An 18149-nucleotide genomic window follows, 5' to 3' on the forward strand; every position below is an offset into this window, starting at 1 on the left:
CCGCCGGCCCGGGGGCCCCGGCCACCCCGGGGTCCGCGGGTCACCTCGAAGGCTTCGGTGGCGGGGCGGTGGCGGACGGGGGCGGGGCCGGAAGGGTGCGTCCCAGGCGGGCGAGCGGGGAGAGTGCCATCAGCGCGGGCGACAGCAGCATCCCGGCGGCCGTCACCAGCAGGCCCGTGCGGAGCCCCCACCACTGCGCGATGAGTCCGCCCAGCAGTGAGCCCAGCGGGGTCAGACCCATCCCGGCGAAGGTGATCGTCGCCGCCACCCGGCCCTGCATCCCGTCCGGGGTGAGCGTCTGCCGGACCGCCATGAGCGTGACGTTGACCAGCTGGCCGAAGGCGCCGAACACGAAGTTGACCGCCACCAGGGCCGGAACCGTCACCGCCGCCGGGCCGTGCAGCGCGGGGACGCACAGCATCATGCCGTCGCCCAGGGCCGCCGCGCAGACGAGCACCGCGCCGTACCCGAACCTGCGCGGCAGACGGGCGGCGAGCAGCGAGCCCAGCAGCGCGCCCGGGCCCGTCGCCGCGAGCGCCAGCCCGACGGCGGTGCCCGACAGGTGCAGTTCGCGCGGCAGGAAGAGCAGGTGGACGGTCGTCATGGCGGCCAGCGAGAACTGGAAGGCGGCCGAGGCCAGGCACACGGCCCGCAGCGACGGATCGCCGGCGACGAACCGGAGGCCGTCCAGGATCCGCCGCCCGACGCGCGGGGACCCTTCCGCGCGCCCGGGGACCGGTTCGCGGCGGCCGGTCCGCCGGATCGACAGGAACGACAGTGTGAAGAACAGCGCACCCGACGCGACGGCGGCCGCCGACGACAGCAGGGACACCAGCGCGCCGCCGAGAGCGGGGCCGACGATCTGCGCCGCGGACCGGCTGCCCTCGAGGGCGCTGTTGCCCCGCAGCAGCTGATCCCTCCTCAGCACCCGTACCAGCGACGCCTGGTAGGCCACGTCGAAGAAGACCGACAGGGTGCCGACGGCGAAGGCGGCCACGAGCAGGGCGGGCAGTCCCAGCAGGCCGAGGACGCCGGCCACCGCCGCCGTGCCCAGCACCACGGCCCGGCCGGCGTCGGCCAGCACCATCACCGTGCGGGTCCGCCACCGGTCCACCCACGCGCCCACGAGGAGCGAGAACATCAGGATCGGCGCCTGCCCCACCGCGCGGAGGACGCCCAGTTCACCGGCGTCGGTGCGGAGCGTCAGGACGGCGACCAGCGGCAGGACGACCAGGCTCGTGTGCTCGCCGAGCTGGGAAGCGGTCTGGCCCAGCCAGAGTCGGCGGAAGCCGGTGTCCCGCCACAGGCCCGGGGCGGACGCGCCGGGGACGACGGGGGAGGCGGACGGCACAGGGGACCCCTCGGGTTGCCGGGAACGGGACCCGCCACCCGGCGCGCGCCACAGGGGCGCGGCACCGGTCGGGCGGGGAGGGCTCGCCGTGCCACGGATCAAGGGTGGCACGCGATGACGGGCCGACGAAGGCCCACGGCGTCAACGCGCGCTCGGACGACCGACCATGCCTCAGCTCCTCACGGGTCACTCGACCGTCCGACGGTAGCCCGGAACGCTCCGCGGCGACAGCGGTTTTCGCGTCCGCCGCGGCGGCGGGCAGCCGCCACCGGGGCGGCGCCGGGGACGACCGTGTCGGAGACGGAACCGAACCGGCGCCCACGACGCTCCCGCTGTGCGGCAACCGGCCGTGCGGCAGCCCGCCATGCTCGGCATCGGGCCGCGCGCCGAAGTGCCCGTCGACAGCTCCCCGTTGCTGCCCCTGCTGGTGCCGGGCACCCGCCGCGTCGCCCCGATCCAGGCCCGCCCCGCCCGGCTCCTCGAACCGGTCGCCCCCGCGCGGGTGGGCCGGCGTCCGGCGGACGTGCCGGAGGGGTGAGGGTCCGCCCGGGCCCGTCGCGGGCGGCCCGGCGCGCGGGACGGGACGTCGCCGCTCAGACGGATTCCGCGCGCGGGGCGGGCCGTTGCCGGGGCAGGGGCCCGGCGTCCGGGGGCGGCACGGAGGACCCGGACCAGCGTGCCGTGGTCCGGACGTAGGCGAGCACCACCGAGGCCGTGGCCAGCACGAGAAGCGGCCCGGCGACCCACGGATGCCGCGCCATCGGCACGGGGAGCCAGCGGTAGGACACCAGCAGCGCGACGAAGACCGACGCGCCGTGGACGGCCAGCAGGGTCCCAGGCCGGCACCAGCCGCGGTCGTGCGCGCGCAGCGCCGCCTCGACGGTGAGGGTGAACACCACACCGGCGAGCAGGTCCACCCCGTAGTGGTAACCGAACCCCAGCGTCGCGCAGACCGTGGACACCAGCCAGAAGGTTCCCGCCCAGCGCAGCGGCCGCGGGGCCGTGCGGGTGTGGAGGAAGATCGCCGTCGCCCACGCCGTGTGCAGGCTGGGCATGCAGTTGCGCGGGGTGATCCCGTCGAACGGCATGGGCAGCGGGGCGTCGGCCGGCGGCAGGATCCGGGGCCACAGGTCACCCACCGCCCAGGGCAGGCTGGGCGGCGAGTCGGGCGCCCACAGGCTGACCGACGCCCAGTACTCGTTGCCGGCGCCGTAGGCGTAGAGCGGCCCGACCACCGGGAAGATCATGTAGCAGGCGGGCCCGAGGAGGCCTATCACCAGGAACGTGCGCACCAGATGGTGACGCGGGAAGCGGCGCTCGACCGCCACCCGGCGCAGCTGGTACAGCGCCGCCACGACCGCGGCCACCGCCAGGTTGCCGTAGACGAAGTCGAGGACATGGAAGCCGACGGGGCCGGTGGCCGTCACGAGCCGGCCGGCCAGCCAGGAGGGGTCGCCCAGCGCGTGGTCGGCGGCGGCCAGGTACTGGTCGAGCACCGTCGGACGGGTCTTGGAGGTGATGAGCAGCCAGGTGTCACCGGTCTTGCGGCCGGCCACCAGCAGCAGGCCCAGCCCGGCCCCCTTCAGCAGCAGGACGCGCTCGCGGCCGGTGCGGCGGGTGACGGCCACGACCGCGCAGCCGAGGACCACCCACAGGGCGCCGATGCCGAAGGGGTGGCCGTCGGCCGGCCGGGCGTCGACCGCCCACCGGACCACCAGGAACGCGACGTCGACCCCGATCGCCGCGCCCACCGCGAGGAAACGTTCCCTCCAGGTGAGGACCACCATGGTCAACGCCATGGCGGCGTACAGCAGTCCCCCCGAGTCCGGCGGATACGCCACCTCCCGCACCTGGTTGGTGATCGGTCCCGGCACCCCGTGGTGGCGTGCGGCGAACTCCAGGGCGACGAGGAACGCGAGGGTCACGACGGCGGCCGCGACCCAGAGCCGTCTCCGCGGCCGCCTCCGCCGGCCGGCGGAGGCCGCCGTGCCCGCCTCGTCCGCCTCGCTCGCCTCGCTCGACGCGCTCGTCGGGGAAAGGTCCTGCGCGGGTATGTTCGTCACTTCTCTGCCAGCTTCGCTGTGTGCGGCTCACGCCGGAGCGGATCGGTCGTCGCCGGGCGGCCGCCGTGCGGCGCCCGCGGGCACGGCGGTCCCGCCCGGCATGTCCGCTCCCGCGCCGCGCCCGCCCCGCCCGCGACCCCGACGGGTCCCCCCGAGCCCCGCAACACCCCACGCCCCTCGTTCCGGCTCCGCACGCCACCCGTGCCGTCGGTGGGCCCCGGGAGCGGGCGGCCTCGGCCGACGTCGGCGCTCCCCAGGACCTCGCGCCGAGACAAACACGGAGCATCCGCACAGGTCAATAGCGCGCGGGCGGCGGATGCCCGCAGGCGCCCGGCGCCCGCTCCGGCGGAGAGACAGGGGCGGTTTATGCGCCACCTTCGCCTCGCATGAGACATCAATGTCTCATTCGGGTTATCGTTGACTCATGGCTTTCGATCGTGACGACGTACTGCGCGCCGCCGCCGAGCTGCTGACGCGGCGGGCCACGGCGACGATGGAGGAGGTCGCCCGTGCCGCGGGGGTGAGCAGGGCGACGCTGAACCGCCATTTCGCCGGGCGCGACGCGCTGGTCCGTGCCCTGGAGGACCTGGGCATCGCCGAGTGCGAAGCGGCCCTGGACGCGGCGCGCGTCGAGGAGGGCGCGGCCGTGGACGCGGTGCGCCGCCTGGTCCGCGAGGCCGAATCCTGCGCGGGACTGCTGGCCTTCCTCTACTCGGAGTCCCAGCTCTTCGAGGGCGAGGAACGGCACGCAGGCTGGGCCCGCATCGACGAACGGCTCACCGGGCTGTTCCGCCGGGGCCAGGAGAGCGGGGAGTTCCGCATCGACCTGAGCGCGGCGTGGCTGTCCGAGGCGCTCTACGGCCTGCTGGCGGCCGGGAGTTACGCCGTCACCGAGGGCCGGGCGGCCCGCAACGGATTCGTCCACATGGTCGTCGAGCTCCTGCTCGGCGGCGCGATACGGAGGAACGCGTCATGACCACTCCCGTGCACGAGGCCGCCGAACAGGGCGGCGCGCAGCGGGCCGCCGGCCGCTGGGTCGCCCTGGGCGTTCTGGTCCTCGCCGTGCTGCTCGTGGCGGTGGACGCCACCGTCCTCGGTCTGGCCACGCCCTACCTGAGCGAGGATCTGCAGCCCTCCGGCACGCAGCTGCTGTGGATCGGCGACGCCTACTCCTTCGTGATCGCCGGCCTGCTCATCTCCATGGGCAGCCTCGGCGACCGCATCGGCCGCAAGCGGCTGCTGCTGATCGGGGCCACCGCGTTCGGGCTGGTCTCCGTGCTGAACGCCTACGCGCAGACGCCGGAGACGATGATCGTCGCCCGTGCGCTCCTGGGCGTCGCCGGTGCCACGCTGATGCCCTCCACGCTGGCGCTGATCCGCAACATCTTCCACGACCCGCGCGAGCGCAGTCTCGCCATCGGCCTCTGGAGCGCCGCGGCCTCGGCGGGCATGGCGGTCGGCCCGATCGCCGGCGGCGCCCTGCTGGAGCACTTCTGGTGGGGTTCCGTCTTCCTGATCAACCTTCCGGTGATGGCCCTGCTGGTCGTCGTCGGGGTGCGCACGCTCCCGGAGTCGCGCAACCCCTCGCCGGGACCGTGGGACCTGCCGAGCGTCCTCCTGTCGCTGGCCGCCGTGGTCGGCGTCGTCTACGCCCTCAAGGAGACCGCCGCCCACGGGTTCGCCTGGCCCGCCCTCGGGGCCGGTCTGCTGGGAGCGGTCGCCCTCCGGGCGTTCGTCCGGCGCCAGCGCCGTCTGCCGGTCCCGCTGGTGGACGTCCGGCTGTTCCGCAGCCGCGGTTTCAGCGGCGCCGTCCTGGCGAACCTGCTGACCATCCTCGGGCTGTCCGGGCTGCTGTTCTTCCTCTCCCAGTACCTGCAACTGGTCCAGGGCCGCCGGCCCATCGAAGCGGGCATCGCCGAACTCCCGGCCGCCGTCGGCGCGGTGGTGGCCGGTCTGGTCGCGGGCGGCGCGGCACGACGCCTCTCGGTGCGCGCGGTCGTCTCCGGCGGCCTGGCCGTGATCGGCCTGGCCCTCGCCGCCCTGACGACGATCAGCCGGACCACCGGCTACCCCCAGATCGGCGCCGTCCTCCTGGTCGTCGGCTTCGGCGCGGGACTGGCGTTCACGGTCACCTCGGACGTCATCCTCACCGCCGTCCCCAAGGAGCAGGCCGGCGCCGCCTCCGCGGTCTCGGAGACGGCGTACGAACTGGGCACCGCCCTGGGCATCGCCCTGCTGGGGTCCCTCGTCACCGGCGTCTACCGGGACTTCACCGGTCCGGCCGGCACCCCGCAGGCGGCGCACGAATCGCTGGGCGGAGCCGTCGTGGCCGCCGCGGACATGCCCGGCGAGGCGGCCGCCGCGCTGCTGCGGGCGGCACGCGAGTCGTTCGTCGACGGCGTGGCACTCGCCGCCGGCGTCGGCGCCGCGTTGCTGCTGCTCGCCGCCGCCGTCGCCTGGGTCCTGCTGCGCGGCCAGAAGCTGACCGACGAACCCGTCCAGCACTGAGGACGCCGACGGCCCGCCGCCCGCCGTCCCGTCAGGGTCCGGTCCGCACCGGGCGGGCGGCCGGGCCGGGCCGGGCCGGCCGGCGGAGCCGCCCGCCCCGCTCCGTGTGCGCGCCGCGGCTACTCGGCGGTCACGCGCAGCACGCCCGTGGTCGTGCCCTGGAGGACCACGCCGCCGGGCGCGATCGAGCCGACCATCTGCAGGGTGTCGAAGATGAAGCCGCTCCCCAGCCACTTGGTACGGGTCACCGCGCCGGTCTCCGGGTCGATCTCGGCGTAGTGGTACGGGTCCAGCACCGACGTGGAGGTGGTGCCCGGGATCACCGGCTCGCGCAGCACCGTGCGCAGCTTGCCGTCCGCGGTGGAGAGCCGGGGCACCGCCGCCGAGCGGACCCGGTTGTCCCACTTCAGGTCGCACCCCGAGCCGTCCGCCCGCACGTCCACCCGTGAGAGGCCGCCCGCGAAGGCGCCCGACGCGGGCACGCTCTCGCCCGCGCCCTCCGGCAGCTGCGGGTAGGGGTATCCGTACGTCGAGGCGATGAAGACGCTGCCTCCCACCGCCACGGGCGAGTTCTCACTGCCGCTGCCGCCCGCTCTGAGCACCGGCACCGAGCAGACGAGGGAGCCGTCATCCACCCGGTGGACGAGCAGGTTCACGGTGGGCGCGGCGTTGTCGATGACGGTCAGGTACTCGGCGCCGGTGCGCGGGCCGAAGAAGGTGGGCGTCGAGCCGGTGCCCCAGCTGAGCTGCCCCGGCTTGCGGCCCGGCCCCCGGTCGTAGGTCCGGCGCCAGGTGACGCGGGGCGTGCCGTCCGAGGCGGCGGTCAGCAGGTAGGTGGCGTGCGTGGTCGCCACGGCCGTGCCGGCGGGCACCGTGGAGATCGAGTTGGCGACCTGTTCGCCCGCGGGCAGGGCGACCGACCGCACCGTGCCGGTCCGGTCGTCGGCGGTGCCCACCACGCCCTGGGCCGTGGCGAACCAGACCCGGCCCTCCCAGTCGGGCGACACGCCGACCACCGAGTCGCCGGCCGGCACCGCCGGGGCGAGCGACAGGCGGCTGTCCACGTACAGCTCCCAGTCGCCGGAGGCGCCTCGCCGGTGGGCGACCCGCAGCAGGTCCCGGTTGCCGTCGACCGCCACCAGCCGGTCCTCGTTGTCGAGGTAGGCGTACACGCCGCCGAGCAGCGACCCCTGAGTGAGCGCCAGCTCCGCGAGGGAATCCCCGGTGGCCGGGTCGAGGAGGTGGACGGTGGGGGTGCGGCCGAAGATGGTCGTGCAGAGCGCCACCGGGAAGCCGTCCGCGCCCACCAGCACGGTCGGGCAGGCCGAGGCGAGGGCGGTGCGGCGCGAGGACAAGGTGCCGGCCGCCGGCCCCGGCAGGGGAGTGGCGTCCGAGGAGGCCGTGTCGCCGTGCATGGTGGCGGTGCCCAGCGGGCCGGCGTACGGATTGGCGGGCGGCAGCGGCCCGCCCGGGGCCGCCGAGACCGAGGTCGCCGAGGTCAGGGCCAGCAGCGTCGACGCGGCGACGACGGCGGCACGGGTAAGGGGCGCGAGGCGCATGGGTCATCCGTCCAAGGGGTGGGAAGCGGGAACACGCGGACAGCGGTGCACACTCCGCCCGGCAGGAGGGGAGAAGCCCGGCACTGCCGGGCGGGGAACACCGCGCTCAGAGGGCGCGGTGACACATCGCCGAGCACACGTGAGCGAGGTCGACGTCGAGTCGACGGCTCAGGTGCGCGTTGCGGTCCATGGGGCGAGTGTGGCGAACGAACGCCCGGCCGCACAACAGGCGTCTCAGCCACCGGTCGTGTCACACCGCCCGCAGGGGGCGGTCCCGTGTCCCCCCGTGCGGCTCCGCCCGTTCCCCCGCCCGGCGGACCTGGCCTGCGGGGTGACGGCCGGATGGCCAGGCTGGGACCATGCATACCGGAGCGCCTGCCAGGCCCACGTTCGCCGAAGAGGTCAAGGACGCGGTCCGCCCGCGGTCCGCGCTGCTCGTCCTGGGCGTGCTGGCGCTGGGCGTGCTGTTCATCGCCTCCTACGCCGGCGCGTTCCACGAACCGAGGCCCCGGGACATCGCGTTCGGCGTGGTGACCGCACCGCAGCGCGGCGGCGCCCTGGTGGAGCAGCTGGACGCGCTGCCCGGGTCCCCGCTCGACGCGCGGCCCGTCGCCTCCGCCGAGGAGGCGCGACGGCAGATCGAGGACCGGAGGATCTACGGCGCGCTCGTCGTCGACCCGCGCGCCCCCGCCGACCGCCTGCTCGTGGCGAGCGGTGGCGGCACCCCGGTAGCGGAGGCGCTGGAGGAGGTGGTCGTCCGGGCCGAGGCCCGGCAGGGACGGCAGGTGCGCACCGTCGACGTCGTCCCCGTGCGGCGGGGCGACGCGCGCGGGCTGTCCTCGTTCTACCTGATCGTCGGCTGGTGCGTGGGCGGCTACCTGTGCGCGGCCATCCTGGCCGTGGGGTACGGCGCACGGCCGGCCAACCTCCGCCGGGCGGTGATCCGGCTGCTGGCGCTCGCCGTGTACGCGGTGCTGCTCGGTCTGCTGGGGGCGGTGGTGATCGGTCCGGTGCTGGGCGCGATGCCGGGCAGCGTGGCGGGCCTGTGGTGGCTGGGAGCGCTGGTCGTGTTCGCGACCGGGGCGATCACCTTCGCCTTCCAGGCGGCGCTGGGCATCATCGGCATCGGGCTCACCGTCCTGGTGGTCGTCATCGCGGGCAACCCGAGCGCGGGCGGCGCGTACCCCTACCCCCTGCTGCCCCCGTTCTGGCGGGACATCGGCCCGGCCCTCATCCCCGGGGCGGGCACCTGGACGGCGCGGTCGATCGCCTACTTCGACGGCCGAGCCATCACCGGACCGCTGCTCGTCCTCGGCGCGTGGGCGCTGGGCGGGACGTTGCTGACGCTGCTGTTCTCCGTGCTGGGCCTCGGCCGCCGGACGATCGAGGAGAGCGAGGTCCGCCAGATGTGACCGCCGGGCGGCGTCACCTCACGGCCCGTCGGGGCACGGCCCGGAACGGGTGACCCTCCCGCGGCGGGCCGGCGGCCCGCTTCCCGCCGCCCGGACGGATCAGCCGGCGTGACACCACTCGTACGCGGCCGCCTGGGCACTCTCCGAGCCGAGGGCCTCGCCCCGGGCGGCCGAGCTGTTCAGATCGACCCGGTGGGTGCCGGTGAGCCGGGCACGTGCCGGGTCACGGGCGGTGAGGGGCATGACGCACGCGCCGTCCGCCGCACCGGTGCCCTGGAGCCGTGCCGGCGCATCCCGCCGGACACGCCGCCCGTGCCGGAGGGCAGGCGCCCGGACGGTGGGCCCGCTCGCCGGTCGGCGTGGACCGCGTCGCGTTGCCGACGGGACCGACGAGGACGGGAGCCGCCGCGGGGATGCGGCGGCTCCCGTCCTCGAGCCGCGGCGGCCGGCCAAGGCCCGCCGCGCGACCCGGTGGCCGAACGGTGGCCGAAGGCCGGGTCAGCCGCGGCCCCCGCGGCTCCTGACCAGCAGCCAGAGGAAGTACGGCGTGCCGATCAGCGCGGTCATCAGGCCGGCGCCCACCTGGGCGGGGGCGATGACCGTGCGGCCGAGGAGGTCGGCGGTGCAGACCAGCACCGCGCCGAGGAGGACGGCGACCGGCACGACGCGGACGTGGCGGCGGCCGACCAGGGCGCGGGCGGCGTGCGGGGCGACCAGGCCGACGAAGCCGATGGTGCCCGCCGCCGCCACCGCCGTGGCGCTGAGCAGCACGCTCAGCACCAGCAGCACCAGGCGTTCGCGCGACAGGCCGATGCCCAGCAGCTTGGGGGTGTCCTCGTCCAGGGAGACCAGGTCCAGCTCCGTGCGCCGGGCGGCGGCCACGGCGACACCCAGGGCCAGCACCACGGCCAGCGGCACCAGGTCCGGGAAGGTGCGCCCGTAGGTGGAGCCGGAGAGCCAGGTCAGCGCCTTGGTCGCGTTGTACGGGTCGGTGAGCACGATGAGCAGGCTGATCAGGGACGTCGCCGCGGTGGCCACGCCCATACCGACCAGGACCAGCCGGTTCTGACGGAATCCGCCCTTCGCGGCGAGCCCGAACACCACCACCGACGCCACCGCCGCCCCCGCGAACGCCGCTCCGGCCACGCCCCAGGACCCGGCCAGCGGCACCGAGGTCACCAGCAGGACCGCGCCCAGCGCGGCGCCGTTGGAGACGCCCAGCACGGCGGGTTCGGCGAGCGGGTTGCGGGTGACGGCCTGCACCAGCGTGCCGGCCAGCGCGAGCGCCGCACCCGCCAGCAGCGCGGCGCCCACCCGCGGGACACGGGTGTCGAGGACGAAGGAGACGGCCCGTCCGGCCCTGCCCTGCGCCCAGTTGGCGACGTCGCCGAGGAGCAGCTTGGTGTCGCCCAGAAGCACGGCGGCGACGGCCACGCCCACCAGCAGGACCACCAGCACGGACAGCACCGTGACGAACACCCGCCGGCTGCGCAGCCGCAGGCGGTCGGGCGCGGACGACTCGGCGGTGTCGCGCAGCCGGGTCGCCGCCACGACGAGGAACACCGCCCCGACGAGGCTGGTGACCACGCCGGTCGGCACCGCGACGGAGAGGTCGTCGGGGACCACGGCGCGCAGCGCCACGTCCGAGCCGAGGACCAGGGCGGCGCCGGTGAGCCCGGCGAGCGGCACGGACGCCCGCAGGCGGGTGAAGGCGCGGACGCGGCGTGCCAGCTGCCGCACCAGCGCGGGGGCGCACAGGCCGACGAAACCGATCGGCCCGGCGAGGGTGACGGCGGCGGCGGACAGCAGGGAGGCCAGCACCACCACGGTGACGCGGGTGGCGCGGACGTTGACGCCGACCCCGCGGGCGGCGTCGTCGCCGAGCGCGAGCGCGTCGACCCGGCGCGCCGTCAGCAGCAGTCCGGTGAGGCCGACGACGGCGATCGGGAGCATCTGCACCACGCCGTCGAAGCCGTTCTGGGCGATGGAGCCCTGGTTCCAGGCGTAGAGGCCCTCGGTCTGCTCGGGGAAGAGGAGCAGCAGCCCCTGGGTGACCGCGGTCAGACCCAGGGTCAGGGCGCTGCCGGCGAGGACCAGGCGGACGGTGCCCGCGCCGAGCCCCGACAGCGACAGGACCACCGCCGCGGCGGCGAGGCCGCCGGCGAAGGCGATGCCGGAGGAGGCGAGCAGCGGCAGGGAGACCCCGGTGACCGCGGCCACGCCGAGCGCCAGGTAGGAACCGGCGTTGACGGCCAGGGTGTCCGGGGAGGCGAGCACGTTGCGGCTGACGGCCTGCAGGGCGACGCCCGCCATGCCGAGCACGGCGCCGACCAGCAGGCCGGCCACCACGCGCGGCAGCCGTGAGGCGATCACCACGGAGGCGTCGCCGGGGTCGGCGGCGCCGGTGAGCGCCTTCCACAGCTCCGGCGCGCCCGCCGTGGCGGTGCCCTGGGTGACGTCGACCGACGCGAGGACGGCGACCAGCAGGGCCAGTGCGGCCGTCACCGCGGCGGCGGCCGGGGTGGCTGTTCTGGGGGCGGTGACGGCCATGGCGTTACTTCTTCGTCAGCGCCTCGACGACGGCGTCGACGTACGCCTCCATCGAGCCCGGGCCGCCGAACATCCAGATGCCGTCGTCGAGGCGGTGCACGTCACCGGCCTCGACGAACGGGAGCGACTTCCAGACGGCGTTGTCCTTGAGGATGCCGCCCTCGGCGTACGGGGTGGCGTTCTCGTCGCCCTCGTTGCCGATGTAGGCGAAGTGGGTGTCCTCCGGGAGCTTGGTGAGGCCCTCGACGTCGGTGGCGCCCAGCCCGTAGGACTCGTCGCCCTTCACATCCCAGGTGTTCTTCAGCCCCAGGCCGGTGTTGACCTCGCCGATGAGGGAGGTGGCGGTGTAGGGGCGCACGGAGACCTGGTTGGACGTCACGTAACCGTCGGCGAAGGCGATGCCCTCGCCGGCCAGGCCGGCCTCCTCCAGCGCTTTCTTGCCCTCGGCGAGCTTGGCGTCGAACTGCTCGCGCACCTGCCCGGCCTTGTCCTCGGTGCCGGTGGCCTTGGCGATGAGGTCGACGTTCTCCAGCATCTGGTCCACCTGGCCGGTGCCGTCGGCGGAGCGGACCTGGAGGACCGGGGCGATGTCGCGGAGCTGCTTGACGGCGGCCTCGGGCAGGTCGGTGGTGGCGACGATCAGGTCGGGCGCCAGCGCGGCGACGGTGTCCATGCTGGGCTCGCCGCGGGTGCCGATGTCCTTGGGCTCGCCCTCGAGCGGGACGGCGGTGTTCCACAGCTTGTAGCCCTTGACGTCGGCGACGCCGGTGGGCTCGACGCCGAGCGTCAGCAGGCTCTCGACGACGTTCCACTCGGTGCCGACGACCTTGGTCGCCGGGCCGTCGAGCTTGACCTCGGCGCCGGAGGCGTCGGTGAGGGTGACGGCCTCGGACGCCTTGGTGTCCTTGGCGTCGGCGGCGGGCTCGGTGGTGCCGCAGGCGCTGAGCGCGAGGGCGGCGACGGCGGCCGTGGCCGCGGCGAGGAGGTGACGCTTCATGAGGAGGGTATGAGCCTTTCCGGGGCGGTGCGGGAGTGGTGGCGGCCGACCGCGCGGGTGCGCAGGTGGCCGGTGAGGGGATCGGTGTCGACCTCGATGCGGATGCCGTAGGTCGCGGTCAGCCGGTCCGGGGTGAGGACCTCGGCGGGCTCGCCGTCCGCGACGATCCGGCCGTCGTGCAGCAGCACGACCCGGTCGGCGACGGCGGCGGTCTGGTCGAGGTCGTGGAGGACGACGCCGACGGCGATGCCGTGGTCGTCCGCCAGGTCGCGCATCAGGTCCAGGAGTTCGACCTGGTAGCGCAGGTCCAGGTAGGTGGTGGGCTCGTCGAGCAGCAGGACGCCGGTCTCCTGGGCCAGGCAGCCGGCCAGCCAGACGCGCTGGAGCTGGCCGCCGGAGAGGTGCTCGGCGCCGCGGTCGGCTAGTCCGGTGGTGCCGGTGAGCGCCAGCGCCCGGTCCACGGCGGCGGCGCCGCCCGGGTCGGCCTTGCCCCAGCGGCCGCGGTACGGGTAGCGGCCGAACTCGACGACGTCGCGGACGGTGAGCCCGGTGGGCGTGGGGCGGGCCTGCGTCAGCAGGGCCACCCGGCGGGAGAACTCGCGTGCCGTCAGGGCGAGGGCGTCGGTCTCCGCCCGCTCGCCGGTGTGCTCGTCGGCGGGCGCCTCGGCGAGGGTGAGGGCGCCGCTGCGCGCCTGCTGGAGGCGCGCCATGGTGCGCAGCAGCGTGGACTTGCCGCTGCCGTTGGGTCCGACCAGGACGGTCACCTCGCCCGGCCGCAGGGTCACGTCGGCCTGGTGGACGACAGGGGTGCCGTCGTAGGCCACGGTGACGTCCGTCGCCGTGAGTCGGTGCCCGCGCGGGGGTGTGACCAGGGAGGTCTCTTCGGCTCTCACGGCACTGAGGTTAGCCTAACCTAAAGAGTCCTTTCGATTGCGGTTCGGTATCGCCCGGCGCGACGGCGGCCGGGGGCACGGGGCCGCGCATGCCGCGGCCGCGGCACCCGCGGGATCAACTCCCCTCGAACGGGGCCCAGATGTCGCGCGCGGGCCGCCCGTGGCGCCGACCTGCGGCCATGCGTCCGCTCCCTGGTGCCGGACGGAAATTCGCGGAAGGCGGACCGGCATCCGGCGGCGCCCCCGCCCGCGGGCCCGGACGCCGACGCGCCCCGGAACCGCCGCCCGGTGCTCGACGGCGGCGCGTACCCGCGCCGCGGCGGCACCGCCACGCGCGGTCCGTGCCGGTCCGTGCCGAGGCGGCCCGCGGATCAGCGCGCTGAACGGACAGCGGGCGCGCCCGGTGGACAGCCTTCCCCGCGGGCCCGCTCCCACAATGAGCCCTCCGATTCCCCCGATTGCACCGGAGGTGCCGCATGGTGCCTGTCAGCGTGTCCGTCCAGGCGACGGACCCGGCCGCGTTCCGGCGGGTGCTGTCCGCGTGGACGACCGGCGTCGCGGTGGTCACGGCGGAGGCGGACGGCTGCCCGGTGGGGCTGGTGTCCAACAGCTTCGCGTCCGTGTCGCTGGACCCGCCGCTGGTGTCCTGGTGCGTCAGCCGGGACTCCACCGGCCTGGACACCTGGCTCCGGGCCGACGGCTTCGCCGTGCACATCCTCGCCGCGCACGAGACCGACGCCGTCCGGCGCTTCACGCGCCGGGGCGGTGACAAGTTCACCGGGCTCGACCGGACGCCGGGCGCGACCGGCGCCCCGCTGCTGGACATGGGCGTGGCCCGCCTCGAGTGCCGCGCCTGGCGGCAGTACGACGGCGGGGACCACGTGATCCTCGTCGGCCGTGTGATCGCCGTGCACGAGCCGGGCGGCGAGGCTCTCGCCTTCAGCCGCGGCGCCCTGCTCCCGGCCCCGACCGCCTGCTGAGGGCGGCCGACACCCAACTCCGCCGCGCGTCACCGTGCGGCGCCGACCCACTGGAGTGACCGATGTCGAAGAGCATCACGGACGGCAAGGACTTCAAGCTCGGCCTGTTCTCCCCGAACTGCTCGTCCGGTCTTGCCGTCACCAGGATTCCCGAGCGCTGGTCGGGCAGCTGGGAGGACAACCTCCGGCTGGCGCGGCTGGCCGACGAGGCCGGGATCGACTTCCTGCTGCCCATCGCCCGCTGGATCGGGTACGGCGGTGAGACCAACTTCCACGAGGGCGTGCTCGACCCGACCGTGTTCGCCGCCGGCCTGCTGGCCCACACCCGTCGGATCTCGGTCTTCGCCACGATCCACACGGCCTTCAACCACCCGGTGGTCGTGGCCAAGCAGCTCGCCACCGTCGACGCCATCGGCCAGGGCCGCGCCGGGATCAACATCGTGGCCGGGTGGAACCAGCCGGAGTACGAGGCCTTCGGCGTCGAGCTGCCGGAGGGCCACGACGAGCGCTACGCGCTGGCGCAGGAGTGGTGGGACGTGATCCGGAAGATCTGGACCACGCCCGGCCGCTTCGACCACGAGGGCACCTACTACCAGCTGCGCAACGTCGAGGGTCTGCCCAAGCCCCACGACGGCGTGCTGCCCGTGCTCAACGCGGGTTCGTCGGAGCAGGGCAGGGACTTCGCCGCCCGCAACGCCGACTTCGCCTTCACCATCGTCGGCGGCCCCGAGGACGGCGAGGCGATCGCGCACAGGATCCACGCGACCGCACGGGAGCGCTACTCCCGGCAGGTCGGCGCCTTCACCCTCAGCCACGTCGTCTGCCGCCCGACCCGCCGGGAGGCCGAGGACTACCTGCACTACTACGCCGACGAGAACGCCGACTGGAACGCCGTGGACAACCTCATGCGGCTGCAGGGCATGCACGCGCAGTCGTTCACGCCCGAGATGCTCCGCGAGAACCGCGCGCGCTTCGCGGCCGGCCACGGCAGCTGCCCGCTGATCGGCACGCCCGACGAGGTCGCCGACCGCATCGAGCAGTTCCACCGCGCGGGCTTCGGCGGCATGACCCTGGCGTTCGTCGACTACGTCTCCGAGCTGGAGTACTTCGCCCAGGAAGTGCTGCCCAGGCTGGAGGCCAAGGGCATCCGCGCCCCGCGGTGACGCGTGCGGCGGCGACGCGAGCGGCGGTGACGCGCGTGGCGGAATCCACAGCTCCGGATGTGTTCCGCCACCGTCGTCCGCCGCCTAGAATCACGCCCCACCCGGGGCTCGGCGAAGGACGTATGCACATGTCTCACACGCGGACTTCCAGGATTCCCCTGCTCTCCAGGGACACGGTCCGCAGCCGCAGCATCTCGGAACTCCGCGACTCGGTGCAGCGGCACGCGGTCGTCCACGACGTCGAGCCGCGCGGTGGCGGGCGGCCCGACGGGTTCGTCAGCTTCGCGGCCGTCGGCGCGCTCAGCCTCGTCTACATCCGGTACGGCGCCCCGGTCGTGGTGGACGCCTTCCCCACGCGCAACCGGTTCACGCTGACGGTGCCCCTCGGCCCGATGAAGGTCTCCTCCGGCGAGGGGCAGCCCTTCTCGACGCTCCGGAGCGGCTTCGCGCTGTTCCAGGAGCAGCACACCATGATGCTCCCGGACCCGGTCGCCGGGGCGCTCGTCGTCTCCACCACGACGTCCCGTCTGGAGGAGCACCTCGCCGGCCTCACCGGCCGGGTCGCCGACCGCACGCTGCGGTTCCTGCCGCCGTCCGGGGGCGGGGCCGCGGGTCCGCCGGAACTGCTGGAGACGAGCTGGCACATGGTGTGCCGCACGCTCAGCAGCGCGCCCGCGGGGGGTCTGGGAGCACTGGTGGAACGGCACCTGGAGGAGGTGCTGCTCTCCGGCATCCTGATGGGCCTGCCGCACACCGGCACCCCCGCGCTGGCCGGCGACGTCCGCACCTGCCTGCCCGGCGACGTGGTGGAACGGGGCCGGCAGTGGCTGGAGGAGCACTACGAGGAGCCGGTGACCGTCCACGACCTGGCCCACGCGATGAACCTCAGCGCCCGACAGCTCCAGCACCTCTTCCGGGAGCGCTACGGCAAGACGCCCATCGAGGTGCTGCGGGACATCCGGTTCCGGCAGGCGCGGCGGCTGCTGATGCGTCCGAGGCCCTCCGGCGGCGCCCCGACCGTGGCGGCCGTCGCCCACCGCTGCGGCTTCACCCATCTCAGCCGGTTCTCGATCGCCTACCGCCAGCGCTTCGGGGAGAGCCCCTCGGAGACCGTGCGCCAGGCCCCGTGGGCCGACGCCGGCTGAGGAGAACATCCGTTCTGAATCTTCCTCGGCCGACATGCTTCTGACATATGTGACACGTGTGCGGCGCCGCCCCGGCCGGGGCGGCGCCGCACACGTGCGCGTTCAGGAGGGGCGGACGAGGCGCTCGTCGGGGACGACGGCGACGCCGAGGATCTCGATCATCGCCTCGGGCTGCCACAGTCCCGTGGTGCCGATGCCGGCCATCGCGGGGTAGACCGGCCCGGCGAGTTCGCGCCAGACCTTCCCGATCTCCCTGCCGTGCGCCTGGTAGTCGGCGATGTCGGTCAGGTAGATCGTGATGCTGACCAGATCCTCCGGCACGCCGCCCGCCTCGGCGAGGGTGGCGAGGACGTTGCCGAAGGCCTGCCGGAACTGCTCGACGATGCCTCCGGGGACGATGCGCATGTCCTTGTCGAGGGCCGTCTGGCCGCCCAGGTACAGGGTGTTGCCGCTCAGTGTGCCGTGGGAGTAGCCGCTGGGCCTGGCCAGGGACGCGGGGTTGATCGGGATCGGGGTCGGACCACTGGTCATGGGGGCTCCTGCGAGACGGGTGCTGTCGTACGCGCCACCGTAGCAGGTATTGACAGATTGCTGACGGGCGAGAGAAAAAGGAAACACGACAGCCCGACCGGGCCGACCGGGCGACCAGGCCGGCCGGCCCGGGGCCGGTAACAGGAAGGACGTCCGATGCGCTTCGCGACCGTCGCCGACGCGACCGGGACCACCACCGCCGCCGTGCTCGACGGGGACACCTGGCGTGCGCTCCCCGCCACAGACCTGTCGGCCCTGCTCGCGACGGCGCCCGCCGCACCGGCCACGGCGCCGGCGGCGCTCCGGGCCGCCCCGGCCGGCGACGTCCTCGCCGACGCCGTCCCGGTGCTGCCGCTGCCCGCCCCCCGCAAGGTGATCTGCTGCGGCCTCAACTACGCGGACCACATCCGGGAGACCGGACGCGCGCTGCCGGCCCACCCGACGCTCTTTCCCAAGTACGCCGACACCCTGACCGGCCCGGGCGACGACATCGTCCTGCCGGCGGGCGTCCAGGCCGACTGGGAGGCCGAGCTCGCCGTCGTCGTCGGCGCCACCCTGCGGGGCGCGGACCGCCGGACCGCGCTCGCGGGGATCGCCGGCTACACCGTGGCCAACGACATCTCGGTGCGCGACTGGCAGTACCGGACCCTGGAGTGGTTCCAGGGGAAGGCCTGGGACGCGTCGACGCCCGTCGGGCCGGTCGTGGTGACCCCCGACGAGGCCGATCCCGCCGCCGGCCTGGAGGTCGTCTGCCGGGTCAACGGCGAGGAGGTGCAGCGCGACAGCACCAGGACCCTGGTCTTCGACCCGGCCGACCTGCTCGCCTACATCTCCGCCTTCACCGTGCTGCGCCCCGGCGACCTCGTGCTCACCGGCACCCCCGGCGGGGTCGGCGTGGCCCGGGACCCCCAGCGCTTCCTCGCCGACGGCGACGTCGTCGAGACCGAGATCAGCGGCATCGGAACCCTCCGCAACACCGTGCGCCTCACCGGCTGAG

16 protein-coding genes are annotated in these 18149 nt (G+C 74.7%); 8 read left to right on the forward strand and 8 right to left on the reverse strand.

The features are described 5' to 3' along the window. Positions 1–40: 40 nt before the first annotated feature. The gene (locus tag GBN72_RS15015; protein ID WP_164540640.1) at positions 41–1351 is read right to left on the reverse strand and encodes an MFS transporter; all 1311 of its coding nucleotides are present in this window, start codon (positions 1349–1351) and stop codon (positions 41–43) included. A gap of 334 nt (positions 1352–1685) precedes the next feature. Here GBN72_RS15015 and GBN72_RS15020 point away from each other — a divergent pair, with 334 nt between their 5' ends. Further along, the gene (locus tag GBN72_RS15020) at positions 1686–1889 is read left to right on the forward strand and encodes a type 2 periplasmic-binding domain-containing protein (RefSeq protein WP_369695885.1); all 204 of its coding nucleotides are present in this window, start codon (positions 1686–1688) and stop codon (positions 1887–1889) included. Positions 1890–1944: 55 nt separating this feature from the next. On the opposite strand, the gene GBN72_RS15025 is transcribed toward GBN72_RS15020, so the two are convergent. Next, on the reverse strand, positions 1945–3276 hold the full coding sequence (locus GBN72_RS15025; protein WP_151772658.1) for a phosphatase PAP2 family protein: 1332 nt from the start codon (positions 3274–3276) through the stop codon (positions 1945–1947). Positions 3277–3838: 562 nt separating this feature from the next. Between GBN72_RS15025 and GBN72_RS15030 the strand changes: the two genes are divergently transcribed. Then, on the forward strand, positions 3839–4390 hold the full coding sequence (locus GBN72_RS15030) for a TetR/AcrR family transcriptional regulator (RefSeq protein ID WP_151772295.1): 552 nt from the start codon (positions 3839–3841) through the stop codon (positions 4388–4390). Next, a complete protein-coding gene (locus GBN72_RS15035; protein ID WP_151772296.1) occupies positions 4387–5922 on the forward strand; it encodes an MFS transporter in 1536 nt (511 codons plus the stop codon). The genes GBN72_RS15030 and GBN72_RS15035 overlap by 4 nt, the downstream gene beginning before the upstream one ends. Positions 5923–6041: 119 nt before the next feature. On the opposite strand, the gene GBN72_RS15040 is transcribed toward GBN72_RS15035, so the two are convergent. Further along, positions 6042–7481: a hypothetical protein gene (locus GBN72_RS15040; protein ID WP_151772297.1), complete on the reverse strand. Its 1440-nt coding sequence runs from the start codon at positions 7479–7481 to the stop codon at positions 6042–6044. Between the two features lie 359 nt (positions 7482–7840). Here GBN72_RS15040 and GBN72_RS15045 point away from each other — a divergent pair, with 359 nt between their 5' ends. Beyond that, on the forward strand, positions 7841–8893 hold the full coding sequence (locus GBN72_RS15045; RefSeq protein ID WP_151772298.1) for a DUF3533 domain-containing protein: 1053 nt from the start codon (positions 7841–7843) through the stop codon (positions 8891–8893). Between the two features lie 99 nt (positions 8894–8992). Here the strand turns inward: GBN72_RS15045 and GBN72_RS34105 are convergent, their stop codons facing one another. The 4 genes from GBN72_RS34105 to GBN72_RS15060 all read right to left on the reverse strand — a co-directional run bounded on the left by GBN72_RS34105 (position 8993) and on the right by GBN72_RS15060 (position 13333). After that, on the reverse strand, positions 8993–9136 hold the full coding sequence (locus tag GBN72_RS34105) for a hypothetical protein (RefSeq protein WP_164540643.1): 144 nt from the start codon (positions 9134–9136) through the stop codon (positions 8993–8995). 255 nt (positions 9137–9391) lie between these two features. Next, positions 9392–11443: an iron ABC transporter permease gene (locus tag GBN72_RS15050; protein WP_151772299.1), complete on the reverse strand. Its 2052-nt coding sequence runs from the start codon at positions 11441–11443 to the stop codon at positions 9392–9394. Between the two features lie 4 nt (positions 11444–11447). Next, positions 11448–12440, reverse strand: a complete 993-nt coding sequence (locus GBN72_RS15055; protein WP_151772300.1) for an ABC transporter substrate-binding protein — start codon at positions 12438–12440, stop codon at positions 11448–11450. Then, positions 12437–13333, reverse strand: a complete 897-nt coding sequence (locus GBN72_RS15060; protein WP_151772301.1) for an ABC transporter ATP-binding protein — start codon at positions 13331–13333, stop codon at positions 12437–12439. Before GBN72_RS15060 ends, GBN72_RS15055 begins: the two co-directional genes overlap by 4 nt. A 476-nt stretch (positions 13334–13809) precedes the next feature. Here GBN72_RS15060 and GBN72_RS15065 point away from each other — a divergent pair, with 476 nt between their 5' ends. The 3 genes from GBN72_RS15065 to GBN72_RS15075 all read left to right on the forward strand — a co-directional run bounded on the left by GBN72_RS15065 (position 13810) and on the right by GBN72_RS15075 (position 16621). Continuing rightward, positions 13810–14313, forward strand: coding sequence for a flavin reductase family protein (locus GBN72_RS15065; RefSeq protein ID WP_151772302.1), 504 nt, complete (start codon positions 13810–13812; stop codon positions 14311–14313). Between the two features lie 62 nt (positions 14314–14375). Further along, the gene (locus tag GBN72_RS15070) at positions 14376–15476 is read left to right on the forward strand and encodes an LLM class flavin-dependent oxidoreductase (protein WP_151772303.1); all 1101 of its coding nucleotides are present in this window, start codon (positions 14376–14378) and stop codon (positions 15474–15476) included. Between the two features lie 128 nt (positions 15477–15604). Next, on the forward strand, positions 15605–16621 hold the full coding sequence (locus GBN72_RS15075; RefSeq protein ID WP_164540645.1) for an AraC family transcriptional regulator: 1017 nt from the start codon (positions 15605–15607) through the stop codon (positions 16619–16621). A gap of 102 nt (positions 16622–16723) precedes the next feature. Here GBN72_RS15075 and GBN72_RS15080 read toward each other — a convergent pair whose 3' ends face one another. Further along, positions 16724–17152, reverse strand: a complete 429-nt coding sequence (locus tag GBN72_RS15080; protein WP_151772305.1) for a RidA family protein — start codon at positions 17150–17152, stop codon at positions 16724–16726. A gap of 156 nt (positions 17153–17308) precedes the next feature. Between GBN72_RS15080 and GBN72_RS15085 the strand changes: the two genes are divergently transcribed. Next, a complete protein-coding gene (locus tag GBN72_RS15085) occupies positions 17309–18148 on the forward strand; it encodes a fumarylacetoacetate hydrolase family protein (RefSeq protein ID WP_151772306.1) in 840 nt (279 codons plus the stop codon). Position 18149 lies beyond the last annotated feature (1 nt).

It is taken from the genome of Streptomyces abyssomicinicus, assembly GCF_008974245.1.
Lineage (GTDB): Bacteria > Actinomycetota > Actinomycetes > Streptomycetales > Streptomycetaceae > Streptomyces > Streptomyces abyssomicinicus.